Here is a 22,118-nt window from a genome sequence, read left to right on the forward strand (position 1 = left end):
CAGGCTGGCGCTTGGATTGCACCAATGTATAGGTGCGGCCTAAACCGCTCGCGAAGTCAGCTCCGTGAGCCGGCGCTTCAGGAAGTCGCGCTCTGCATCGTTCTCGCATCGCTCCATGGCTTTGCTGTATGACGCCGCTGCCTCCTCGTTGCGGCCGAGTTGCCGCAGGAGATCTGCGCGGATCGCGTGAAACAAGTAGAACCTATCGAGATCGACGACGAGAGGATCGATCAGTTGCAGCGCCGTCTGCGGGCCATCGACCTCCGCGACGGCCACGGCTCGATTCAGCGCCACGATCGGACTCGGCTGTATCGCCAGGAGCTGATCGTAGAGAGTCACGATCTGAGCCCAGTTCGTTTCGGCGGTGCTCGCGGCGATGGCGTGTGTCGCATTGATCGCCGCTTGTATCTGATACGGGCCCGGTCGATTGTATTGCACGCAGCGTTGCACGAGCCTCAGTCCTTCGGCCGTCGCTACCGGGTCCCATTTGCTACGGTCCTGATCCCTCAACAGTATCATCTGACCGTCGGCGGTCACGCGCGCAGGGCGGCGGGCGTCCGACAAGAGCATCAACGCAAGCAGCCCTTGAACTTCCATCTCATCGGGCAGTTCGCTCGACAGTACACGGGTGAGCCGTATGGCTTCGGCGCACAGCTCACCGCGCACCAGATCACTTCCTGACGTGGCCGCGTAGCCTTCATTGAATATCAAATAAAGGACCGCGAGCACCGGGATGAGACGGGCAGGAAGCTCGCTCGCTTCGGGTATTCGATACGGTATCCCTGCATCACGAATCTTGCCCTTCGCTCGCACCAGGCGCTGTGCCAGAGTCACCTCCGGAACGAGAAAGGCTTTGGCGATTTCTGCGGTGGTCAGGCCGCCGAGCAGTCGCAGAGTGAGCGCCACTTGTGCGCTCGTCGCGAGCGATGGATGGCAGCAAGTAAAGATCAGACGCAATCGATCGTCGTGCACGGATTCGTCCTCGTCGAGCGGGTCATTCGCCTGCAGCAGTACGGCCTGCTCGTGCCGCTCATGTCGCGAGCTGTCCTTGCGCAGGCGATCGATGGCGCGATTGCGTGCTGTGGTGATGATCCATCCCGCGGGGCTCGGAGGTGGCCCTTCCCTGGGCCAGCGTTCGATGGCGGTGATGAACGCATCCTGCACGGCCTCTTCGGCAGCATCGATGTCGCCGAACGAGCGCGTCAGCACCGCGACCGCGCGTCCGTATTCTTCGCGAAAGGTGCGCGCAATATCTATTTGTGAGAGCGCCGCCATTCGCCGTCACGCGTTGTGCTGAAACGGCCTCACTTCGATAGGCAAGGTGATGGCGCGTGCGAGTTTGCGCCCCCACTCGAGCGCCGCGTCCAGATCGGGCGCCTGGATGATATCGAACCCGCCCAGATGCTCTTTGCCCTCGATGTAGGGCCCGTCGGTGGTCAGCATCTTGCCGTCCTTGAAGGTCAACACCGTGGCGGTGGAGGCCGGGTAAAGGCCGCCCCCGAACACGAGCGCGCCGGCCGCCTTCATTTCGCGAATCACCTCGTTGACGTCGCGCATGATGGGTTCGAGAAACTCCGGCGGTGGAGGAGGGCCGTCGGGCTGATAGATGCTCAACAGGTAGTGCTTCATGGTCTTATCCTCGGATAGAACAGCCGGTCCCATACCGTCTGGTCTGCCTATACGAACGGGCCCGGCTCAAATCGACATGCCCCCGCGCGAATCGGAGAAAAAATATTCCCGGAGTGCCAAGATCGTGGTCTACGGCGCCCGCGGGAGTGACGAGCCATGCTACTAAACTCTGATCTTTCGAAACGCATCGTCGTGCATGCGGCCAGGCTCGATTGGATATCCAGTCCTTCCAGGGGCGTCGAGCGCCGCATGTTGTTTCGAATCGGCGAGGAAAAGGCCCGCGCCACATCCATCGTACGCTACGCGCCCGGCAGTCGCTTTTCCCGACACGGCCATGCCGGCGGCGAAGAGTTCCTGGTGCTGGAGGGGACTTTCCAGGACGAGACGGGGGACTTTCCGATTGGGACCTATGTGCGCAATCCACCTGGAACCGGGCATGCGCCGGGCGCCGAAGCGGGATGCACGATCTTCGTCAAGCTTTGGCAATTCAGAAAGGACGATCGCGAGCGCATCGTGCGCCTTCCTGGCGAAGGCAAAGTCAGTAGATTGCGTTCGGGCGTGAGCTCCTCGCTGACCTTGTTCGAAGGAGCGGATGAATGCGTCATGTTGGAGGAGTGGGCGGCCGGCGCGGAGCTCGAATTGGAGAATCCACGTGGTCTCGAACTGCTGGTGCTCGGCGGCGCCTTCTCCGATGGAGCCGAGACGCTGGATCGATGGACGTGGCTACGCCTTCCCCCAGGCGAACGGCTTCACGCTCGTGTGGAGCCGCAAGGCGCGCGTGTCTGGTACAAGTTGGCGCCGCTACTGCACGCCGATGTGTGCGCTTTCGATGACGAGACTGGAAAGTAGCGCGTCGCGAGGATCAGCTTGCTTGTCGCGTCAGTTCCACCAAGCGACGACAGTCCGCAGTCAGCCGCGTCTCATTGATATTGGTCACGCCGAGCAGCAGTCCGTGCAGTGGAGGGGATCGCACGGACCAGGGGGACAATGGTGTCGGGGCCAGGCCGAAAGGCAGGGCGCGTAGAGCGATGTCGATGTCCGATACAGAGGGCGGCACGAAAGTCACAACCGCGAGGCCGGCAGTCGTTTCCACTTTTACCGAATCCGATGCGAGCTCCCCCAGGCACTGGACCAAGGCTTCTCTTTGAGCGCGGTAAATGCGTTTCATGCGGCGGAGGTGACGAAGATAGTGACCCTCGCGCAAGAACTCGGCGACCGCGCGCTGTACGACGGCAGTTGGCGCGGGCGCAAGGCACGCCGCAACGTCGCCGAATCGAGAAACCAACTCAGGCGGCGTCACCAGAAACCCGAGCCGCAACGCCGGACTGATCGTTTTGCTGAAAGTGCCGATGTGCAGGACTCGTCCATGCTCGTCCAAAGAACCCAGTGCCGGAGCGGCCCGGCCTTGCAGTTGCAGCTCGCTGAGGTAATCGTCTTCGACGATCCATGCGCCGCTGCGCCTGGCCCAGGCCAGTAACGCCAGCCGCCGTGGCAGCGACATGGTCATTCCGAGTGGCGCCTGTTGACCGGGTGTCACAACCGCTAGCGCCGCGTCCGGCGCGCGTCGGACGCCGTCGGCGACATCCAAACCTTCCGCATCGACGCGAACGCCACTCACATTCATGCGAGCCAGGCCGAGCGCAGTCCGAGTGAGTGGAAAGCCAGGATCCTCCATCCAGGCTTCCTTGCCTTCGAGTTGCAGAGCGCGTATCGCAAGCCCCAGCGCGCCGGAGAATCCCGCGGTGATGAACACTTGAGACGGTTTGCAGTGAAACCCTCGCGCGATGGCGAGGTATGCCGCAATTTCCTTCCGCAGCTCCGGTTCGCCGCGCGGGTCCGGATAAGTGACTGGTACGGCCGATGCTTCTCGGCTCGCTCGACTCAGCACGCGTGACCACAGCTTGAAAGGAAACGCGTCTTGCGAGGGCACGCCCATCTGGAAGGGCAGTGGCGGCGTTCCGAAGTCGTGAAACAGTTCCGGCAGCGGTGTCGCTTCGGGCGTTCGCTCAAGTATCGACGTGCGCGGCGGGCGCTCGGCCACGCGTGTTCCCGCAGGTCCGATGCCGATCGCGAACTGCTCGTCCATCAAGCGTTCGTACGCGACGCGCACAGTGCCTCGAGAGACGCCGAGCTGTGCCGCCAGGTCTCGCCACGACGGCAATTTCGCGCCGGGCGTCAGCCGGCCGTTCTCTATCGCGCCCCGAATCGCGTGATAGATCTGGGTCGTGAGCGGCGTTCTTTTGTCGCGGTCGAGCTCGATGCGCAGGGGCATCGCGCGATGGTACAGCCGGAAACACCAATCTTGGTGCTTTTCTGTGACCTGGCACGGGAGCACTCTGATCCCTGTGCTTCAGGAGGTGTGTGATGACTCAACGCTTGGACTACAACGCCGCGGCGCCGGCCGGAATGAAGGCGCTAGGCGGCGTTTACGGTTATCTCTTGCAAAGCGGTTTGCCGAAGGCGCTGATCAACCTGGTGTACCTTCGCGTCTCACAAATCAATGGGTGCGCTTACTGCATCGATCTGCATTCGCGTGATTTGCTGAAGGACGGCCTGGCCATCGAAAAGCTGGTGCTGGTTCCGGCCTGGCGCGAGGGCGGTGCTCTGTTCGACGAGACCGAACGGGCCGCGCTTGCCTGGGCGGAGACGGTGACCAGGGTGAGCGAGACAGGTGTACCCGATGCCGACTATCAGGCGGCCGCCGCGGTGTTCGATCAGAAGCAGCTCGCCGACCTCACCATCGCGATCGGTCTGATGAACCTCTACAACCGAATGGCGATCAGCTTCCGCGCGCCGCCAGCCGCGGTCAGGAGCGCGTCGTGAGCGGCAACGATATTTTCGGCGTACGCGTGCCTGACAGCAGCCTGGCTCGCGAAGTGACGCAGCTGATTCGAGATATCGAGGGCGACCTGCTGTTTCACCATTCGATGCGGGTGTACTTCTGGGCCGCGTTGCTGGGTAAAAGCAAGGGGCTGCAGTTCGACCCGGAGCTGCTTTATACCGCGGCCATGTTTCACGACATCGGTTTGACGCGGAACTATCAAAGCAGCCAAATCCGCTTCGAAGTCGATGGTGCGAATGCCGCCCGGGATTTTCTGAGCAGGCATGGTGTGTCCGGCAACGACATTCACCGCGTCTGGCTCGCGATTGCTCTGCACACGACACCAGGCATTCCCGAGTACCTGGAGCCGGAGATCGCTTTAGTGCAGGCCGGAGCAGGAATGGATGTAGTGGGGCGCGGCTATGAGCAGTTCACCGATGAGCAGCGCGAGGCGGTAATCGCCGCCTATCCTCGCGGCGAGCACTTCAAACACGGCATGATCGACGCCTTCTACGAAGGAATGAAGCATCGACCTCAGAGCACCTACGGAACCTTCAACGACGACGTGCTGGCCTTCAAGGACCCGACCTTCCGGCGCGGCGACTTCTGCAGCCTGATCCTGCGCTCGCCCTTTCCGACCTAGGCTTTTTTCACGAACTCCGACTTCAACTGCATCGCGCCGATGCCGTCGATCTTGCAGTCGATATCGTGATCGCCGTCGACCAGCCGGATGTTCTTCACTTTGGTGCCCATCTTCACGACCAGTGACGAACCCTTCACTTTGAGGTCCTTGATCACCGTCACAGCGTCGCCATCGCGCAGCTCGTTGCCGACGGCATCGCGGATCGAGCGAGACTGCTCGGCCGGCTCGGGGGCCTGCGCCGCGTGTCTGGACCATTCATGGCCGCATTCCGGGCAGATGTATAGGGCAGCGTCCTCGTAAGTGAGGTTGGAACTGCATTGGGGGCAGGCGGGAAGGTCGCTCATTCAGCGATTATACGCGAGCAGGCCAGGTTGCTGCGATGCCTCGCCGCGCCCTCGCGGGCGTCGTAGCTGACGATTGTTTCCTCAACGGCGGAAGACTACGCTAATCAAAGCCTCACGCAGGTTCTGAGCGTGGACACTGGAGCTATTCCAATGATGTGTCCAATGATCCGCACAGTGCTCTGTTTCATGGCGACGCTGGGTATCTGGCTGAACCCAGCAGCGGTGCTGGCCGCTGCGTCCATGAGCGAGGCCGACATCCTGGCCGAGCGTTTGTTGTGGGCGGTGGGCAGCCGACCCGTGTGGGCCAGCCTGACCAACACCGTTTTCTATTCCCAGCAGTACCGGCGAGACGATCCCACCGATGTCGGTGCGGTCATCACCATCGATTACCTACAGCCGCGACTTCGAATCGACACCACCGGTCGAGATGTGCAACGGGTCCGCCTGATCGATGGCGACGGCGACCGTATCTGGCACTTCGATCGGCAGGGCCGGCCCGAAAAGGCGCGTGAGGACGAGCTGGCGCAGGACCTGCGCCGCTACACCGCACACGTTTACTGGACATTGCAGCGGATCGCGGTCCGCGATCCCAAGCTTCGACTCGAGATCGGCCGCAACGGCAGGCTGGAGGTCTATGAAGCGAACACTCGAATCGCGTGGTATCAGCTGGATGCTCGCGGCGAGCCCTATGCCATGGGCGCCCATGACGACAACGTCGGCGTCATTTGCGGGCCGTGGGATGTCGAACAGCGAGGCATCCGGTATCCCGCATGGGTGTCTCGCCCCGATGGAAGCTGGCGGGCCGCGCTGAAGTCGCTGGCCGTGAACGTTCAGATGGACGAGAAATTATTCACGCAGCCGCTCGTCTCCGACCAATGAGCAAGGTTGTTCTGACTCTGCTGGCTGCTGTTCTCGCCGCCGTCGTCGCGGCCCGGCTCATGTACAGCGCCACCGCTACCACCGATACCGAGCCGATTCCGCAGCCCTGGGCGCAACAGGCGATGGAGTTCGTCGCTTGGAACGGCGAGCGATGGACTGCCTGGATCCGGGGTAACAAATTCGAACTGCAGCCCCGCGCGGAAGGCAAGTGGCAACGCCATACCAATGTCAGCCTGGCGTTCACCGATTGGAAAGGCGAGCCGTGGCAGGCAAAAGTCGACGGGCAACAATTCCTGCTGGCTCATCGCGGCAACTGGAAGGGGCGCGTCGAACGCACGAATGCCGTCCGCTATCGCGATTGGCAAGGTCATTCTCAGGTGCGAACCGTGGCGCAACTGAGGCGCGAATGAGAATTGCAAAACTCCATGCTCTCGGCGTCTCGATCGTGACCAGCGCATGGTCGAGCCAGGCTTGCGCGGTCGCGTGGGACTTGCGCGAAGGGGTCACGGACATGAGCCGGCGCATCCAGGCGCTGCATCACATGAGTTTCACCGTCTGCGTCATCGTCGGCATCGTCGTATTTGGTGCGATGTTCTACTCGATCTTCGCGCACCGGCGCTCGAGGCGGCAGGAGCCCGCGCATTTCCACGAGAACTCGCGACTGGAAGCGATCTGGACCTTGATCCCGTTCCTGATCCTGGTTGGCATGGCGATCCCGGCGACGTCCGCGCTGATGGAGATTGAGGACAACAGCGACGCCGATCTCACGGTGCTCATCACTGCTTCGCAGTGGAAGTGGCACTATCAATATGTCGAGGCGGGTTTCGGCTACTACAGCCATATCGCCACGCCGCGTGGCCAGATCGATAACAAGGAAAGGAAGGGCGAGCACTACCTGCTCGAGGCGGACCAGCCGTTGGTGCTGCCCACCGATAAGAAAGTTCGTTTCCTGACGACCGCGCGGGACGTGATCCATTCCTGGTGGGTCCCGGATTTCGGGGTGAAACAGGACGCGGTTCCGGGCTACATCAATGAAGCCTGGACGCGAGTCGACAAACCGGGCGTGTACCGGGGCCAGTGCGCCGAGCTCTGCGGCAAGGATCACGCCTTCATGCCGATCGTCGTGGAAGTCAGGCGCGCAGCGGACTTCGATCGCTGGCTCGCGGGTCAACGGCAGGCGCGGGCGCTCGCATCTCAAGCAGCCATCGCCGCTCGCAACAAACAATGGACAATGGCCGAGCTGCTGCCGCTCGGCGAGCAGGTTTACCTCAAGCATTGCGCGACGTGCCATCAGGCGGACGGTGTGGGCCAGCAAGGCAAGTACCCCGCGCTGGCCGGCAGCTCCATCGTGACCGGCCCCATCGAAAGTCATCTGAATCGAGTGATGAACGGCAAGGCCGACACCGAGATGCAGGCCTGGGCGCCGCAACTCTCCGACGTGGACCTTGCCGCGGTGATCACCTATGAGCGCAATTCCTGGGGCAACGATACTGGCGTCGTCGTGCAACCGCTGACCGTATATTCGGCCCGATGAGTACCGAGCCATGCACGCGCATTCCGCAACCGCTGAACATCCGCCCAAGAGCGGCCTCAGAGCATTCGTCGCGCGCTGGGTGCTGACCACCAACCACAAGGAGATCGGCACGCTGTATCTGTGGTTGAGTTTCACGCTGTTCTTCATTGCTGGCGCGATGGCGATGGTGATCCGCGTCGAGCTGTTCCAGCCGGGCCTGCAGCTCACGGAGCCGAATTTCTACAATCAGATGGTGACCTTGCACGGGCTCATCATGGTGTTCGGCGCGGTGATGCCGGCGTTCGTGGGCCTCGCCAACTGGATGATTCCGATCATGATCGGCGCGCCCGACATGGCCCTGCCACGCATCAACAATTTCAGTTTCTGGGTGCTGCCGTTCGCGTTCGCCATGTTGTTGTCGTCGCTGTTCATGGAGGGCGGCGCGCCGAACTTCGGTTGGACGTTCTACGCGCCGCTGTCGACCACGTTCGGTCCGCCGAGCACGGACTTTTTCATCTTCGGCGTGCACTTGATGGGTGTTTCCTCGGTGCTCGGGGCGATCAACATCATCGTCACCATTCTCAATCTGCGCGCGCCGGGCATGACGTTGATGAAGATGCCGCTGTTCGTCTGGACCTGGCTGATCACCGCGTTCCTGCTGATCATGGTGATGCCGGTGCTCGCGGCGGCGGTGACCATGATGCTCACCGATCGTCACTTCGGCACCAGTTTCTTCGCCGCGTCCGGCGGCGGCGACCCGGTGATGTTTCAGCACATCTTCTGGTTCTTCGGGCATCCCGAGGTGTACATCATGATCCTGCCGGGCTTCGGCATCGCCTCGCAGATCATTCCGACCTTCGCGCGCAAGCCGCTGTTCGGCTATCGCTCGATGGTGTACGCGACTGCTGCGATCGCGTTCCTGTCCTTCATCGTCTGGGGACATCACATGTTCGCGACCGGCATGCCGCTGGCCGCCCAGCTGATGTTCATGTACGCGACCATGCTGATCGCCGTGCCCACCGGCGTGAAGGTGTTCAACTGGGTCGCGACCATGTGGCGCGGCTCCATGACGTTCGAGACGCCGATGCTGTTCGCGCTCGGCTTCGTCATGATGTTCACGATTGGCGGCTTCTCGGGGCTGATGCTCGCGCTCGTGCCGGCGGACTTTCAGTACCAGGATACTTTCTTCGTCGTCGCGCACTTCCATTACGTGCTCTATCCGGGCGCGATCTTCGGCACGATGGCGGCGGTGTATTACTGGCTGCCGAAGTGGACCGGCCACATGTACGACGAGCGGCTCGGCAAGATTCACTTCTGGAGCGCGGCCATCGCGGTCAACCTGACGTTCTTCCCGATGCATTTCTCAGGTCTGGCCGGCATGCCACGGCGCGTCGTGGACTATTCGCTGCAGTTTGCCGACTTCAATCGGATATCCAGTATCGGCGCGGTGTTGCTCGGCCTGACCCAGTTGCTGTTCCTTTACATCGTGATCAAGACCATCCGCGGCGGCGCCAAGGCGTCGGATCAGGTCTGGGAGGGCGCGCAAGGATTGGAGTGGACGATTCCTTCACCAGCGCCGCTCCACACCTTCCAGACGCCGCCGGATCTTGCGAGCGTCGAGCAAGCGAACGGGCTGCGCACATGAGCACGACTCGAAACGCGCTGGGTGGAAAAGGGCGCAAGCATACGATCGGGTTGCTGGCGCTGGCCGCGGGCATGTTTGGATTTGCGTTCGCTCTCGTGCCGCTCTACGACGCTTTTTGCAAATGGACCGGACTGAATGGCACAACCTCCGGTCGCGCTAGCTACATCTCTTCCACCGGGACCCCGACGGATCGCGAGGTGACAATTCAGTTTCTCGCGCAGGCTGGCAACGGCATGCCATGGGAATTCCGGCCCACGCAGAGCGAATTGCGCGTGCGTCTGGGTACCCTCGCGACCACTACCTTTTACGTGCGCAACCGCTCCGCTACCGCGGTGACCGGACAGGCCGTGCCCAGCGTGGCGCCGGGTCTGGCCGCGCCCTACCTCAACAAGCTGGAGTGCTTCTGCTTTACGCCCCAGCGTCTGGACGCCGGCGCGGAAATGAACATGCCCGTGAGGTTTTATGTGAGCACCGATCTGCCGCGGCAGGTCCACACGCTGACGTTGTCGTACACCTTGTTCCCAGTAGGCGCGAAATCGTGAGCGAAACCCCTCGCTATTACGTCCCTCATAGCAGCGTCTGGCCCATCGTCGGCTCGGTCGCGCTGTTCCTGACGGCGTTTGGCGCGGCCTCGCTGATTCACCAGAGCACCGCGAAAGTCGCCGGCGAGGCCCACTTCGGTTTCGCCGCGCCCGTTTTCTACACCGGGCTCGCCGTGCTGGCGCTCATGATGTTCGGCTGGTTCGGCACGGTCATCCGGGAGTCGCTGCAGGGGCTGGTCAGCCGTCAGCTCGACCGTTCCTACCGCATGGGGATGCTCTGGTTCATCGTTTCGGAAGTGATGTTCTTCGCCGCCTTCTTCGGCGCACTGTTTTACGCACGGATGATTTCGGTGCCCTGGCTGGCCGGCGCTGGCGGCAAGCTGGAAACGCATCTGATCCTCTGGCCCGATTTCGCCGACACGTGGCCGTTGTTCATGACGCCAGGCGGGACCGCCTCGGAAGCGATGCAGGCCTGGGGCTTGCCCTTCATCAACACGGTCATCCTGGTGACCAGCAGTGGCACGATCACGTTCGCGCATTGGGCGCTGAAAAGAAACCATCGCTTCGGTCTGAAACTATGGCTGGGCGTCACGATCGCACTCGGCATTTGTTTCCTGACGCTGCAGGCCATCGAGTACTCGCATGCCTGGCGCGAGCTGGGCCTGAGCCTGGGCTCGGGCATTTACGGCTCGACCTTTTTCATGTTGACCGGATTCCACGGCTCTCACGTGACGCTCGGGGTGATCATGATGACGATCATGATGCTACGCGTGCTCAGGGGGCACTTTACTCCGGAAAATCATTTCGCCTTCGAGGCGACCAGCTGGTACTGGCACTTCGTGGACGTGATCTGGCTGTTTCTGTTTACGTTCGTCTACTGGTTCTGAGGATCTCAGCGCATGAGAAACTCGTTTGCAAACCCCCAGGCCAGCAGCACCAGCAGCAGCACCGACAGCGCCACGCGGATCGTGAGCGAAACCACGATGCGTTCCGACTTGCCGCGGTCGCGCACGAGGAAGAACAGGCCGGCGCCCAGGCTGACGAGAATGGCGAGCATGACCAGGATAATGAAGAGATCGAGCATCGCAGTGGCCGTGTCTACTTACATCGCATGAAGGCTGCGTATGACGTCACGAACTGCCGAGATCAAGCTGACGGTCGACCTGGACGCCGACAAGGTGGCGACGCGCATCCAGTGGCAGGCCGCGGAAGCTCCGGGCGGCGTGGCGACCTGCCAGTCGATGATGCTCTCACTTTGGGACAGCGAGAAGCAGGTGACGGCCGCTATCGATCTGTGGACGCGGGACATGACCATCGAAGACATGAATGCCTTCTTCTACCAGGTGTTGCACAAGATGGCCGACACCTATCTGCGCGCCACGCAGAACGCGTCGGTGGCGGAGTCGATCCACGAGTTCGGTAACAAGTTCGGCGATACGTTGGGAGTGCGATGCGGTGAGCTGAAGCGGAAGTGAGGAACAGTGGGCGTTTCCATCGTGCCTGCATTGCGAGCGCTGAAGCCGGCGGCGTTGACCGTCGCCACCGGCCTGGCCGGCGTGCTGGTCGGCTTCTGGGCGAACGCCGCGTTTTTTCCTGGAACTAGCCCGCGGCAACCCATCGAATTCAGCCACAAGATCCACGCCACCGATAACGCGATTCCCTGCCTGTATTGCCACACCCAGGCGCGGCGCTCGACCGTCGCTGGCGTGCCCAGCGTCAGGAAGTGCGTCGACTGTCACAACATCGTGGCGAAGGACCGGCCGCAGATCCGCAAGGTCATGAGTTACTGGGCGAACCAGCAGCCTATCCCCTGGATCAAGGTGCACGACCTGCCGGACTTTGTTTATTTCCCGCACAAGCGTCACGTGCAGGCCGGGGTCGCGTGCCAGACCTGTCACGGTAAGGTCGAAACGATGCATCGGGTGAAGCGGGTTGCGCCGCTGAAGATGGGTTGGTGTCTCGACTGTCACAAGGCGCACGCCGTCGAGCATGGATTGGATTGCTGGACCTGCCACAAATAGCGAGTCGACTCATGGCGAAGCTGGAGCGCAGGGATTTTCTGAAGCTGGTGGGCGCCGGCAGCGTCGGTGTCGGCGCGGGCTTCATGCTGGCCCAGTCGATCAAGCACCCGCTGGAACATCTGATTCCGTATCCGATCCCGCCCGAAGAGTTCAGTCCTGGCGTCGCCACCTGGTACAACAGCGTCTGCTCCATGTGCCCGGCGGGTTGTGGAATTTCGGTACGCACTCGCGAAGGACGTCCAAAAATCATCCAGGGCAACCCCTCGCATCCGGTGAGTCAGGGACGGCTCTGCGGCCTCGGCCAGTCCGGCGTGCATGTGCTGTACAACCCCGATCGGCTGACCACGCCGTTGCTTCGAACGGGCGACCGAGGCGCCGGCGCTTTCGTGCCTACGACGTGGGACGAGGGGCTCGCGAAAATCGCCGAGCGACTGCGCACACTGCGTGAGAACGATCGTGGCAATCGCATTTGTTTTCTTAGCGAGGGCGTGCGCGGGCACCTCGCGATGGTCTTCGAACGTTTCATGGAACAGCTCGGCTCGCAGCGGCTGTGGCACTTCGATTTTGCTCATCCCCGCACGCTCTACGAAGCGAACCAACGGCTGTTTGGCGAGCAACATCTGCCGTACTACGACTTGAAGAACGCGCGTTATCTGTTGTCATTCGGCGCCGATTTTCTCGGCCACTGGCTTTCCCCGGTGCATCACAGTCTGGGCCTCGCCCACAGTCGACAGGGAAGGCCCGGTGTACGGGGAAAATTCGTGCAGATCGAGCCGCGCATGTCGTTGAGCGGCGCTGCCGCCGATGAGTGGATCGCGGCGCGACCCGGCACGGAAGGTCTGCTGGCGCTCGGGCTCGCGCACCGTATCGTGAGCGCTGGGCACTATCGCGGCCCGGACCGCGATGGCTGGGCGGACAAGCTATCGCGTTATCCGGCTGAGCGAGTGGCGCGCGAGACGGGCGTTGATGCGGACACGATTGCACGCCTCGCCGACAGCTTCGCGCAAACGCAACCCAGCCTTGCAATCGGTGGTGGCGCGGCGGGCAATCACACCAATGGCGTCGACATCCTGATCGCCGTCAACGTGCTGAACTATCTGGCCGGGAATCTGGGCGGGGCAGGTGGACTGGTGTTCAATCCGCCGCCGGCCGTCGACTCACCGCGCCGCCATGCCAGCTATCGCACGATGCTCGACCTCGCAGCAGAGGCGCGTGCCGGCCAGATCGAAGTCCTCATCGTCAACAAGACGAATCCAGTGTTCGCGTTGCCGGCCGCGGCGGAATTCAAAGAAGCGCTGGCCCGCATTCCGTTGATCGTCAGTCTGTCGAGTTTCATGGATGAAACAACGGCGCTCGCGGATCTCGTCCTGCCGAGTCACACGTATCTGGAAAGTTGGGGCGACGATTTCCCTGAACCCGGCGTCGGCTTCCCGGTCGGCGCGATCTCACAGCCGGTCGTCTCGCCCTTGTACGACACGCGAGCGACCGGCGACATCATCCTGGGTCTCTCGCAACGGGTCGGTCTCGGAACCGCGCTGCCCTGGGCGAACATGGAGGAGTGTCTCAAGCAAGGCTGGCGCGAGATTCATCAGCGCGGTTCGCAGAACGGCGACGCAGAAAGCTTTGAAACATTCTGGACGTCGGTGTTGCAGGCTGGTGTGTGGGGCCAGGACGCGCATCGCGCAGCGCCAGCGGTGAACATCGAGCCACGTGTCATCGACGGCATCGACGTCGAAGCGCCACGGTTCTCTGCAGCGAGCGAAGAGTATTCCTTCATCCTGCATCCCTATCTGTCGACCGGCTTGCACGACGGTCGCGGCGCGAATCTTCCCTGGATGCAGGAGCTGCCTGATCCGCTGACCAGCGTGGTCTATGGCTCGTGGGTGGAGTTGAACCCGGTCACCGCGCAACAGCTCGGCGTGAGCGAAGGCGATGTGGTGGATGTGCAATCCGCGCATGGTCGCATCAGCGCTCCCGTCTATATCTATCCGGCTATCCGGCCGGACGTCGTCGCGATGCCGATCGGGCAGGGCCACGACGAGTACGGCCGCTACGCGCAGCGCCGGGGTGTCAATCCGATTCAGATTCTGGCGCCCGAGATGGAGCCATCGACCGGCGCGCTCGCGTGGAGCGCGACGCGGGTGAAGCTCGTGCCTACCGGGCGACGCGTGAAGTTGGTCAAGACCGACGGCGCCTCGCGCCAACTGGGTCGAAACATCGTGCGGACGATCAAGGCGGTGTCCTCATGAAGCGTGATGATGAACGCGGCATGCATGAGAAGTGGCGTGAATACCGCAGGCCCGGCTATTACGAGGAGCTCGACTATGCCTGGACCATGACGATCGACCTGGATCGTTGCACCGGGTGCGAGGCATGCGTGACCGCGTGCAAGGCCGAAAACAATCTGCCCATCGTCGGCGAGAAGGCGTTCGCACAGGGTCGGGAAATACAGTGGATGCGCATCGAGCGCTACTGGGAGGGCGAGTATCCGAATGCGAGGCTGCGCTTCATTCCGATGCTGTGTCAGCACTGCGAGGCAGCGCCGTGCGAGACCGTTTGCCCGGTGACGGCGACTTATCACAACCAGGACGGTCTCAACGCGCAGATCTATAACCGTTGCATCGGCACTCGATCGTGCGCGGTGTATTGCCCTTACGAGGTCCGCTACTTCAACTACAACAATCACCATTGGGACCCGCCGCTCGACCAGCAACTCAATCCGGATGTGACGGTACGCGAGAAGGGCGTCATGGAGAAGTGCACCTTCTGCATTCAGCGCATCCGCCAGGCGAAGGATCTGGCCAAAGACGACGGCCGCCGTCGCGTGCGCGATGGTGAAGTGCAACCGGCCTGTGTGCAGGCTTGTCCCGCTGAAGCCCTGGTGTTCGGCGATCGCAAGGATCCCGCGAGTCGCGTGTCCGCTTCGATGAACGATCCACGCGCCTATCGCGTGCTGGACGAACTGAACACACGACCGTCCGTGATCTATCTCAAAAAGGTGACCACCGATGCCGGCTGAAGTGGCAAGCCTGCGTTACGCCGATGTCAATCGCGATGTCGTGCGGTCCCTGGTGGAAACCGGGCCGAAGTACTACATCACGCTCGCATGCGCGCTCGGCCTCACGTTGGTGTGCTTCTTGTTCCCATGGTTTTATCAATTGAACCTCGGCATCGCCGCGGCCGGGATGAACCACCCGCAGGTCTGGGGAACCTACGAAGCCAGCTTCATTTTCTGGATCGGCCTGAGCCACTCCGGCACGTTGTTGTCGTGCGTCCTGCACATCACGCACAGCTCCTGGCGCAAGGCGATGTATCGAAGCGCGGAGGCCATGACGCTGTTCTCGCTGATGGTGGCCGTCACCATGGTGATGGTGCATCTCGGGCGGCCGTGGTTCATCCATTGGGCGTTCCCGTATCCCAACCAGATGGAGCTGTGGCCGAATTTCCGCTCGCCGCTGTTGTTCGACGTCACCGCCATCGCGACGTATCTCACCGGCAGCTCGGTCTTCATTTATATGGGATCGATCCCCGATTTCGCCGCGGTCAGGGATCGCACCACGGGCTGGCGTCACCACCTGTACACGTTGCTGTCCTTGGGCTGGCGCGGTACCGACACCGAGTGGCATCGCCTGGGATGGGCCTACACGTTGCTGGCGGTTCTGATCATTCCGCTGGCGGTCTCCGTGCACAGCATCGTTTCATGGGACTGGGCGTCCTCCATCGTCCCGGCCCTGCACCAGACCATCTTCGCTCCCTATTTCGTGGTCGGCGCCATTTACTCCGGCACGGCGGGCATCGTCACGGTGATGTTCCTGCTGCGCAAATACATGAGCTTCGAGCGCTACATCACCGAGCTGCATTTCGACAACCTCGGCAAACTGCTGCTCGCGTTGTCGCTGATCTGGACTTACATCAACGTGCTCGAGCTGTTCACCGGCTGGTATAGCGGCGCGTCCACCGAGCTCGAAGCGCTGAAGTACAAGTTGTTCGGCTATTACGCGCCGTTGTATTGGGAAATGATCCTATGCTGCGCGATCGCGCCGCTGTTGCTGATTTCAAAACGCTTCCGGACCTCGTTCGTGCCGATGCTGGTCCTGTCGATCGCGATCAACATCGGCATGTACACGGAGCGATTTCTGATCGTCGGCACCTCGCTGTCGCGCAAGTACCTGCCCGATGCCTGGGGCCTGTACGTGCCGAGTCTGGTCGAGCTGTCGATCCTCGTGGGATCGGTGGCGCTGTTCTCCACCTTGTTCCTGCTATTCGTCAAAATTTTCCCGAGCGTGTCCATCTATGAAGTAAAGGAGACACTGCCAGAGGCAGCGGAGCTTCCCAAACCGGCCACGGCCGAACGAGGAGGGGTGCAATGGCAACCAGTGCAATAGGACTGTTCGTCGATCCGCATCGGGCGCTGGCGACAGCGGGCAGGCTGAAGGCCGCCGGATTCGCAACGATCGAGGTGATATCGCCGATTCCGCTGGAAGGCGCGGACGAAGTGCTCGGCAAGAAAACATCGGTGATCAAGCGCTTCACCTTCTTCGGCGCGATCCTCGGTGGAGTGGCGGGCTTCACGCTCGCGGCCGGCACGGCGGTGCTCTACCTGCATCCCACGGGCGGCAGGCCGATCATTCCGTTTCCTCCGTTCCTGATCATCACCTATGAGATGACCATCCTGTTCGGCATCCTGGCCACCGTGATCGGCTTTCTCATCAGCGCCCGGCTGCCGGCAATTCGTGAGCGGGCGTACGTGCCGGAGGCGGCCATCGACAGGTTTGCGGTCGCGGTGAGTTGCGACGACGAGGAATGCCTCGATCGCGCAGCGAGCCTATTGCGTGCAGCCGGCGCCGAAGAGGTGCGCATGGCGGCTTCGCGACCGACCTGGAGACTTCCCAATGAAGCGTAGCCACTTCGCAAGCGTCGCACTCGTGCTGCTCGGCGCCGCGACGACGTGCTGGAGCTTCCCGTGGGACAAGGATATGGTCGATCAGCCATCGGCTAAACCGCAAAGGACGGCGGCCCCGGCCCCACCCAACTCCGTTCCAACCACCGGGCGCGAAACCCTGCCGAAGCCGACCACGGAAAAGGAACTGTTCAAGGCCAAGGAAGAGGCAGCGGTGCTGCGAAATCCCGTGCCGCGGAGTGCCGAATCGGTGGCCCGCGGCGAATCTTTGTATCGGATCAACTGCGTGGTCTGTCATGGAGCACGAGGTCGCGGCGATGGTCCGGTCGGACGTAAGTTCGATCCTCCGCCGGTCGATTTGAACAAAGAACACACGCAGGGGCAGGCCGACGGGCAGTTGTTCTTCACGCTCACCCGCGGACGGGTGGCGATGCCGTTTTATCGCGACGCCTTGAGTCAGCAGGAGCGCTGGGACGTCATCAACTATCTCAGGAGTGAGTTCGGTAAGCAGCCGCCAGCCGCAAAGAAGTGAACGCGCATGAGCGTCGAAACAGCCAACGGCAACGCGCAGGACACGGCGTCACGCGTCGTTTTCAACAGCAGGCCCAACATCGTCATGTGGGGACTGATCGGGCTGTTCGGCCTGGGCGTTGCGAGTCTGGTCTACGGACTGAACAGCGCGACCGCGCGCCCCGACTTTGGACTGCTCACGGTCTCGTTCCTGTATCTCATGGGGGTGAGTCAGGCGGGCGTCGTGTTCTGCGCGATCACCCGCCTGGTGCGTGCGCAATGGTCGAAGCCTTACTACCGTCTTGCCGAATTGAGCACGCTGGCTTTCTTTCCCTTCGCCCTCGGCATGTTCCTGCTGATCTACGTCTATGCACGGGATGAGCTGTTTCATTGGCTCACTGATCCGGCGCACACGAACGAGGCCGAAGCACACGTCAGTCCCTGGCTGCGCAGCGACTGGCTGTTGATCCGGAATCTGTTCGGACTGCTGCTGTTCTATGGCCTGAGCGCCTTCTATGTCACGAGGAGCCGCGAGCGGCAGCTGTATCTGCTATCGCCCTGGGTCATCCTCGCCTTCGTGATCTGCAATACCTTTTTCGCGTGGGACTTCGGCATGATGCTGGTTCCTCACTGGCACAGCACCGTGTTTCCGATTTATTTCTGGTTCGGCAATCTGTTCGCGGGGACAGCGGCGTTATGCGTCTTTCCCGCGGTGCTCGGCCGCTCGCCGGCGGCCGGGCAGCAGTTCGGACCCGAGCAGATTCGCGGCCTCGGCATGCTGCTCACTACGTTCACGCTGATGTGGCTGTATTTCTTCTGGGCGCAGTTCTTCGTGATCTGGTTCGGCAATCTGCCGCGCGAGTTCGAGCCTTTGTGGCGGCAGATGTACGGCCACTACGCTCCTTACTACTGGACCATGATGGCCGGATGTTTCTTCGTGCCGTTCGCGGCGTTCATCTTCGCCGTCGTCAAACGTTCGTTGCTGGCGCTGTGTCTCATCGGGTTCGGCATCAATGTCGGTATCTGGATCAACAAGTATCTGATCGTGATCCCCGCGCTGACGCCCGATGACCGGCCGTTCGACCATTGGCTCGACGTCATCCTCTCCCTTGGGCTGCTGGCCGGTTTCGTCGCGGCCGTCGTTCTGCTGTACCGAAGGATTTCTCCGGCTCGCAGCGTCTAAGCTCTGGGAGGCGAGTGTAGAAACGTCTGAGTGAACCGATACACCATGGCGCCACGAGATCGGACGCTGAGCTTGCAATAGATCGTTTTCAGATACGAACGGACGGTGAACTCGCTGATTTTCAAACGCGCCGCGACCTGCTTGGTCAGATAACCCATGCAGATCAGCTGACAGATCTGAAGTTCGCGGTTGGTGAGCAGGGTATGAGCATCGGGCGGCGCCAACGCGGCGTCCTCTTTCTCCGGCGGCGATTCTGGCAGCAGGCAATCGCTGACCAGTGCGTAGCGATGCCCGTTGAACTCGAAGTTCGCGATCTCGCCTTGCACATACGTGATCCGTTCCTGTTCGGCCTCGCGGGGCTCGAGGGCGTCGATCGACAATAGTCGCACCGACTTCCCGGAGATTTCGAACTGCGACAGCACGGTGGGCACGGCGCCGGCGTGGCCCGGACGGTCCGTGGTCTTTGGAAGTTTCGGAGCATTCATCGTGCATCCTGATCAATCCAACCCTGTGCCGCTGCGTGCGAGCCCGCGGCGATCCCGATCCGTCAACGTTATGCGCTGCGTCGGAGTCGCGAGCGGTCGAATTCTGAATACCGCGGCGAGATTTGCTCGAGCATGCCGCTGCGGTTGCAATATTTCAGCCGGCCCCGTGAGCAACGCCGTTACACCGGGGCCGTGACCGCTGACTGTGCTGTCGCCGTGAACGATGACGCCGATGGTCACGCGCCGCTGCCGAAACGATGGGCCGCGACGCACATCGGCATCGACGATCGCCACGAAGTCACCGAAGCGCAGGCTGCCCAGATGAAAACGTTTCGTCAATCCTGGATCCGCTAGTTGAATGTCGTAGTCGCCCCGCCATACCGTATTTATTCCTAGTCCCGAGCCCATCAGCCGGGCAGGGATCTGATGAGTGACCGGAACGGCGAGCCGGCCATCACGCTCGACGAGGCGCCAACGAGCCAGCAGTCGCGGTGCGCAGTTGAATACTTCGATGGCGGGATAGTCGATCAGACGCAGGCCCTGGCCGAGCGACTGGATTTGAATGCGATCGCCGATCTGCAGACGGCTCAGGACCTCGTCCGGAAAATCCACGAGGACATGATTGACTCCGCCGTGCTTGCCCGTCACCAGGCCGGTTTTGCCACGGCAACGTCCGCTGATGACTCGCGCTAAGTTGCCGACGCACGCGTAAGTGAGCAGTGCGTTGTTCGGCCCGTCTGGAGGGCCGATGACTTCGCGTTGATTGTTGTGCAGAGCCACGCCAGGCTCGATGTGATCGCCGGCCAATCCCACGCACAGGTTGCCGATTCGCTGGTTCAACACGATGCCACCGGTGCCCGGTAGCACTCGTGAAATGCCGTCGCGTCCAATCCGATAGGGTGTGGCTCGCGCCACGGGATGAGCAATCTGCCCTTGAACCGCGACGCAGACGAGCTCGTCTGAATTGATCGCAAGCGCTCCGGCGGTCCTGCGCTCGAATCTCGTTGCAACGCTCGTTGTGTCGTCTGCAAAGTCGCTCACAGGACATACCACCATGCGTGGGCGCTCGACCAGGGATCGACAGGCGTATCGCCGCAATCGTTCACGATTTGTGCAACCGTCACATCGTCCGTAAGTACATGCACGATAGCCAGCGGCGGCAGCCGTTGCGCCACCACGGACAAGCCCGCTGTCACGAGCACGTCACGCACCCATTCGCGTTCGGTGTCGAAGAGCGAATCGTTCGATGTTTGATCGATCCGCAGCGGTTGGATGCCGCTGAGCGACATCGCCTGCACGGGCCAGGGCGCTGCATCGCGCGTTGGGATCTCGCAGAGGATCAAGGCTCCGCCGAGAGTCGCGGACAGTGCCACCGTGTCCAGCGCGGTGAAAAGCGGATGGATACCGTGATGCCATGAGTGGCTCCTTGACATGCCTGGCCCGGCCCGGTCCTCGAGGGCACGGGCCAGGTGTTCGTAACGTTCGACGATCTCCAGGCAAGCGTCATCGCCGAGCTGCGATTCGATCAGGTTGTCTCCGACCCAGCGCAGCGGCCACGAACTGGCGTCAGTCCGGTCGCGAAGCGCAATCCACGAGCTCAAGGCGGCAGCGTTTGTTTGTAGGTGAAGCGAGTCCGGGGCGGGAGCGGCGGCAGCGAAAGGGCGCTGCCGCTCGAGCAACTCGCTCGAATCTATGATCTGCCAGAACGAGCGAGTGAGCCACGGCTCGAGCACTTGCGTCAGGCGCATCGCAAGCTCGGGCCCGTGCGGGTGCGCGAGGATCAGCGTCGGATCCAGCACACAAGGCTGCTTGCGCAAGCTCACCCGCAGCGAAAGATCCGAAGTGCGCACGGGCTTCATCCTTCGCCGTCACGCGCTTCAGGCGGGTTGCGGCACACCCAGCACGCCTTGCAAAGCGGGTGTCACTCCCGGGAAGCCTCGACCTTCCGGCGTCATGCGATAGGCCGCGAGCCATGCTTCGGAGTGCGCGCCCATCGGCCGCACGACGCTTTGGAACAGAATCGGATCGGTCGCCGTCTTGAAGTCATTGTCTGCGATGAACTGCAGGATTCTGCGGCCGCTCTCCGCCATCTTGGCCCGCTGCGACGGCTCGGCGACGCCGCCGAGATAGCGGTTGGAAACGATTTCGACCACATCCCATTTGGTGTTGGCGTCGAACGCCTTTTTGATATCCGCCGTGTCGAGCAGCTTCAGCACCTGGATCAGATGATGTCCCGTTTCCATCGCCAGCGAGAACACGTTGCCGTAAGTGGAGCGATCCAGGGCGTAACGCAGATCGAGCCCGATGCGCTGAATGGTGCCGACGCTGCCGAACGGCCGTTGATCGATCAGTTGTCCGCCGCGGATCACCTCGCCGATCATCAAGTCACGGAAGTACTGGGCCACGGCGACCATGAAGCCGAGCAGTTGCCGATGAAAGTTACGATTGACCACGGCTCCGGCGGGAGCGGGCGCGGAGCCGTAGTTGAAGGCGCGGCGATACGCCACCATGCGGTCCGCCTTCGTGTAGCGCAGCGGCTTCCATTTCTCCAGCAGGTACAAGCCGCGCGCGCCAGGGCCGCGCTGGATGCGCATTTTTCCGAGCCGGAACAGTCTGAGGAGCGTCTCGGCGACTTCGAAGATCTTCATGCGCTCGTGCTGGTAGACGTAGTAGAGCTCGGCGGCCGCGTGCAGCTGACTGGGAACGACGGAGTCGTCGAAGTCGGGCGTGAGCCGCGGATAGCTGATCTTGTCGAAACCGGCGTTGCCCTGCGGCCCGATTCCGATCAGATCGTAGAAGCCGCTGTCGGAGTCCTTGCCATCCTTACCGAGCAACTCGCCGAAGCGCTGCTCGAACTGCGTGGACAGCGCGTCGCGTTCCCCGGGCGGGAGGTTCGCGAGCTGCTCCTGCAGAAACGTTTCCCAAAGTCGCTGGATGGTTTCAGTGGTCTGGAAATTCATTGCGCGCTCCCGTTCGGTGTCGGCCGAGGCCACTTGCCGTTAC

Annotated in this window: 26 protein-coding genes; 17 read left to right on the top strand and 9 right to left on the bottom strand. The window is 61.9% G+C overall.

Annotated elements, in window-relative coordinates:
* Window positions 1-39: 39 nt before the first annotated feature.
* Both VGD45_RS33835 and VGD45_RS33840 read right to left on the bottom strand, forming a co-directional pair.
* Window positions 40-1,275 carry an RNA polymerase sigma factor gene (locus tag VGD45_RS33835; protein WP_331159829.1) on the bottom strand — a complete coding sequence of 412 codons (1,236 nt, stop codon included), beginning with the start codon at window positions 1,273-1,275 and terminating at the stop codon, window positions 40-42.
* A 6-nt stretch (window positions 1,276-1,281) separates the two neighbouring features.
* A complete protein-coding gene (locus VGD45_RS33840; RefSeq protein ID WP_331159830.1) occupies window positions 1,282-1,629 on the bottom strand; it encodes a YciI family protein in 348 nt (115 codons plus the stop codon).
* A gap of 156 nt (window positions 1,630-1,785) precedes the next feature.
* Between VGD45_RS33840 and VGD45_RS33845 the strand changes: the two genes are divergently transcribed.
* Window positions 1,786-2,478: a cupin domain-containing protein gene (locus tag VGD45_RS33845; protein WP_331159831.1), complete on the top strand. Its 693-nt coding sequence runs from the start codon at window positions 1,786-1,788 to the stop codon at window positions 2,476-2,478.
* 13 nt (window positions 2,479-2,491) lie between these two features.
* Here VGD45_RS33845 and VGD45_RS33850 read toward each other — a convergent pair whose 3' ends face one another.
* Window positions 2,492-3,901 carry a PLP-dependent aminotransferase family protein gene (locus tag VGD45_RS33850; protein ID WP_331159832.1) on the bottom strand — a complete coding sequence of 470 codons (1,410 nt, stop codon included), beginning with the start codon at window positions 3,899-3,901 and terminating at the stop codon, window positions 2,492-2,494.
* Between the two features lie 92 nt (window positions 3,902-3,993).
* On the opposite strand from VGD45_RS33850, the gene VGD45_RS33855 reads away from it, so the two are divergent.
* Together VGD45_RS33855 and VGD45_RS33860 are read left to right on the top strand one after the other, a co-directional pair.
* Window positions 3,994-4,452 (top strand): carboxymuconolactone decarboxylase family protein, encoded by a 459-nt coding sequence (locus VGD45_RS33855; protein WP_331159833.1) that lies wholly within the window; start codon window positions 3,994-3,996, stop codon window positions 4,450-4,452.
* A complete protein-coding gene (locus VGD45_RS33860) occupies window positions 4,449-5,093 on the top strand; it encodes an HD domain-containing protein (RefSeq protein WP_331159834.1) in 645 nt (214 codons plus the stop codon). Before VGD45_RS33855 ends, VGD45_RS33860 begins: the two co-directional genes overlap by 4 nt.
* Here VGD45_RS33860 and VGD45_RS33865 read toward each other — a convergent pair.
* A complete protein-coding gene (locus VGD45_RS33865) occupies window positions 5,090-5,437 on the bottom strand; it encodes a zinc ribbon domain-containing protein YjdM (protein ID WP_331159835.1) in 348 nt (115 codons plus the stop codon). The genes VGD45_RS33860 and VGD45_RS33865 overlap by 4 nt on opposite strands.
* 162 nt (window positions 5,438-5,599) lie before the next feature.
* On the opposite strand from VGD45_RS33865, the gene VGD45_RS33870 reads away from it, so the two are divergent.
* From VGD45_RS33870 to VGD45_RS33895, 6 genes are read left to right on the top strand one after another with little or no spacing between them, the layout of a single operon-like run.
* Window positions 5,600-6,316, top strand: coding sequence for a hypothetical protein (locus tag VGD45_RS33870; RefSeq protein ID WP_331159836.1), 717 nt, complete (start codon window positions 5,600-5,602; stop codon window positions 6,314-6,316).
* The gene (locus VGD45_RS33875; protein WP_331159837.1) at window positions 6,313-6,726 is read left to right on the top strand and encodes a hypothetical protein; all 414 of its coding nucleotides are present in this window, start codon (window positions 6,313-6,315) and stop codon (window positions 6,724-6,726) included. Before VGD45_RS33870 ends, VGD45_RS33875 begins: the two co-directional genes overlap by 4 nt.
* Window positions 6,723-7,850, top strand: coding sequence for a cytochrome c oxidase subunit II (gene coxB, locus VGD45_RS33880; protein WP_331159838.1), 1,128 nt, complete (start codon window positions 6,723-6,725; stop codon window positions 7,848-7,850). Before VGD45_RS33875 ends, coxB begins: the two co-directional genes overlap by 4 nt.
* Before the next feature lie 10 nt (window positions 7,851-7,860).
* A complete protein-coding gene (ctaD, locus tag VGD45_RS33885; RefSeq protein ID WP_331159839.1) occupies window positions 7,861-9,474 on the top strand; it encodes a cytochrome c oxidase subunit I in 1,614 nt (537 codons plus the stop codon).
* Entirely contained in the window at window positions 9,471-10,016 is a 546-nt protein-coding gene (locus VGD45_RS33890) for a cytochrome c oxidase assembly protein (RefSeq protein ID WP_331159840.1), read from the top strand. Before ctaD ends, VGD45_RS33890 begins: the two co-directional genes overlap by 4 nt.
* A complete protein-coding gene (locus tag VGD45_RS33895) occupies window positions 10,013-10,903 on the top strand; it encodes a cytochrome c oxidase subunit 3 (RefSeq protein ID WP_331159841.1) in 891 nt (296 codons plus the stop codon). Before VGD45_RS33890 ends, VGD45_RS33895 begins: the two co-directional genes overlap by 4 nt.
* A 5-nt stretch (window positions 10,904-10,908) precedes the next feature.
* Here VGD45_RS33895 and VGD45_RS33900 read toward each other — a convergent pair whose 3' ends face one another.
* The gene (locus VGD45_RS33900) at window positions 10,909-11,100 is read right to left on the bottom strand and encodes a twin transmembrane helix small protein (protein WP_331159842.1); all 192 of its coding nucleotides are present in this window, start codon (window positions 11,098-11,100) and stop codon (window positions 10,909-10,911) included.
* A 40-nt stretch (window positions 11,101-11,140) separates the two neighbouring features.
* Between VGD45_RS33900 and VGD45_RS33905 the strand changes: the two genes are divergently transcribed.
* Genes VGD45_RS33905 through VGD45_RS33940 form a run of 8 tightly spaced genes read left to right on the top strand, consistent with a single transcriptional unit; the run spans window position 11,141 to window position 18,630 of the window.
* Window positions 11,141-11,491, top strand: coding sequence for a hypothetical protein (locus VGD45_RS33905; RefSeq protein ID WP_331159843.1), 351 nt, complete (start codon window positions 11,141-11,143; stop codon window positions 11,489-11,491).
* 21 nt (window positions 11,492-11,512) lie between these two features.
* Entirely contained in the window at window positions 11,513-12,037 is a 525-nt protein-coding gene (locus VGD45_RS33910) for a cytochrome c3 family protein (protein WP_331159844.1), read from the top strand.
* A gap of 11 nt (window positions 12,038-12,048) precedes the next feature.
* A complete protein-coding gene (locus tag VGD45_RS33915; protein ID WP_331159845.1) occupies window positions 12,049-14,286 on the top strand; it encodes a molybdopterin-containing oxidoreductase family protein in 2,238 nt (745 codons plus the stop codon).
* A 20-nt stretch (window positions 14,287-14,306) separates the two neighbouring features.
* The gene (locus tag VGD45_RS33920; protein ID WP_414717628.1) at window positions 14,307-15,056 is read left to right on the top strand and encodes a 4Fe-4S dicluster domain-containing protein; all 750 of its coding nucleotides are present in this window, start codon (window positions 14,307-14,309) and stop codon (window positions 15,054-15,056) included.
* Window positions 15,046-16,422 carry an NrfD/PsrC family molybdoenzyme membrane anchor subunit gene (gene nrfD / locus VGD45_RS33925; RefSeq protein ID WP_331159847.1) on the top strand — a complete coding sequence of 459 codons (1,377 nt, stop codon included), beginning with the start codon at window positions 15,046-15,048 and terminating at the stop codon, window positions 16,420-16,422. Before VGD45_RS33920 ends, nrfD begins: the two co-directional genes overlap by 11 nt.
* Window positions 16,404-16,940, top strand: coding sequence for a DUF3341 domain-containing protein (locus tag VGD45_RS33930; protein WP_331159848.1), 537 nt, complete (start codon window positions 16,404-16,406; stop codon window positions 16,938-16,940). The genes nrfD and VGD45_RS33930 overlap by 19 nt, the downstream gene beginning before the upstream one ends.
* A complete protein-coding gene (locus VGD45_RS33935) occupies window positions 16,930-17,469 on the top strand; it encodes a cytochrome c (protein ID WP_331159849.1) in 540 nt (179 codons plus the stop codon). The genes VGD45_RS33930 and VGD45_RS33935 overlap by 11 nt, the downstream gene beginning before the upstream one ends.
* A gap of 6 nt (window positions 17,470-17,475) precedes the next feature.
* Window positions 17,476-18,630, top strand: coding sequence for a hypothetical protein (locus VGD45_RS33940; protein ID WP_331159850.1), 1,155 nt, complete (start codon window positions 17,476-17,478; stop codon window positions 18,628-18,630).
* Here the strand turns inward: VGD45_RS33940 and VGD45_RS33945 are convergent.
* The 4 genes from VGD45_RS33945 to VGD45_RS33960 all read right to left on the bottom strand — a co-directional run bounded on the left by VGD45_RS33945 (window position 18,627) and on the right by VGD45_RS33960 (window position 22,075).
* Entirely contained in the window at window positions 18,627-19,115 is a 489-nt protein-coding gene (locus tag VGD45_RS33945; protein WP_331159851.1) for a response regulator transcription factor, read from the bottom strand. The genes VGD45_RS33940 and VGD45_RS33945 overlap by 4 nt on opposite strands.
* A 12-nt stretch (window positions 19,116-19,127) precedes the next feature.
* Entirely contained in the window at window positions 19,128-20,084 is a 957-nt protein-coding gene (locus VGD45_RS33950) for a DUF4438 domain-containing protein (RefSeq protein WP_349263420.1), read from the bottom strand.
* Between the two features lie 68 nt (window positions 20,085-20,152).
* On the bottom strand, window positions 20,153-20,965 hold the full coding sequence (locus tag VGD45_RS33955; protein ID WP_331159853.1) for a hypothetical protein: 813 nt from the start codon (window positions 20,963-20,965) through the stop codon (window positions 20,153-20,155).
* A gap of 27 nt (window positions 20,966-20,992) precedes the next feature.
* The gene (locus VGD45_RS33960) at window positions 20,993-22,075 is read right to left on the bottom strand and encodes a hypothetical protein (RefSeq protein WP_331159854.1); all 1,083 of its coding nucleotides are present in this window, start codon (window positions 22,073-22,075) and stop codon (window positions 20,993-20,995) included.
* Between the last annotated feature and the right edge of the window lie 43 nt (window positions 22,076-22,118).

This window comes from Steroidobacter sp. (genome assembly GCF_036402275.1).
GTDB lineage: Bacteria > Pseudomonadota > Gammaproteobacteria > Steroidobacterales > Steroidobacteraceae > Steroidobacter.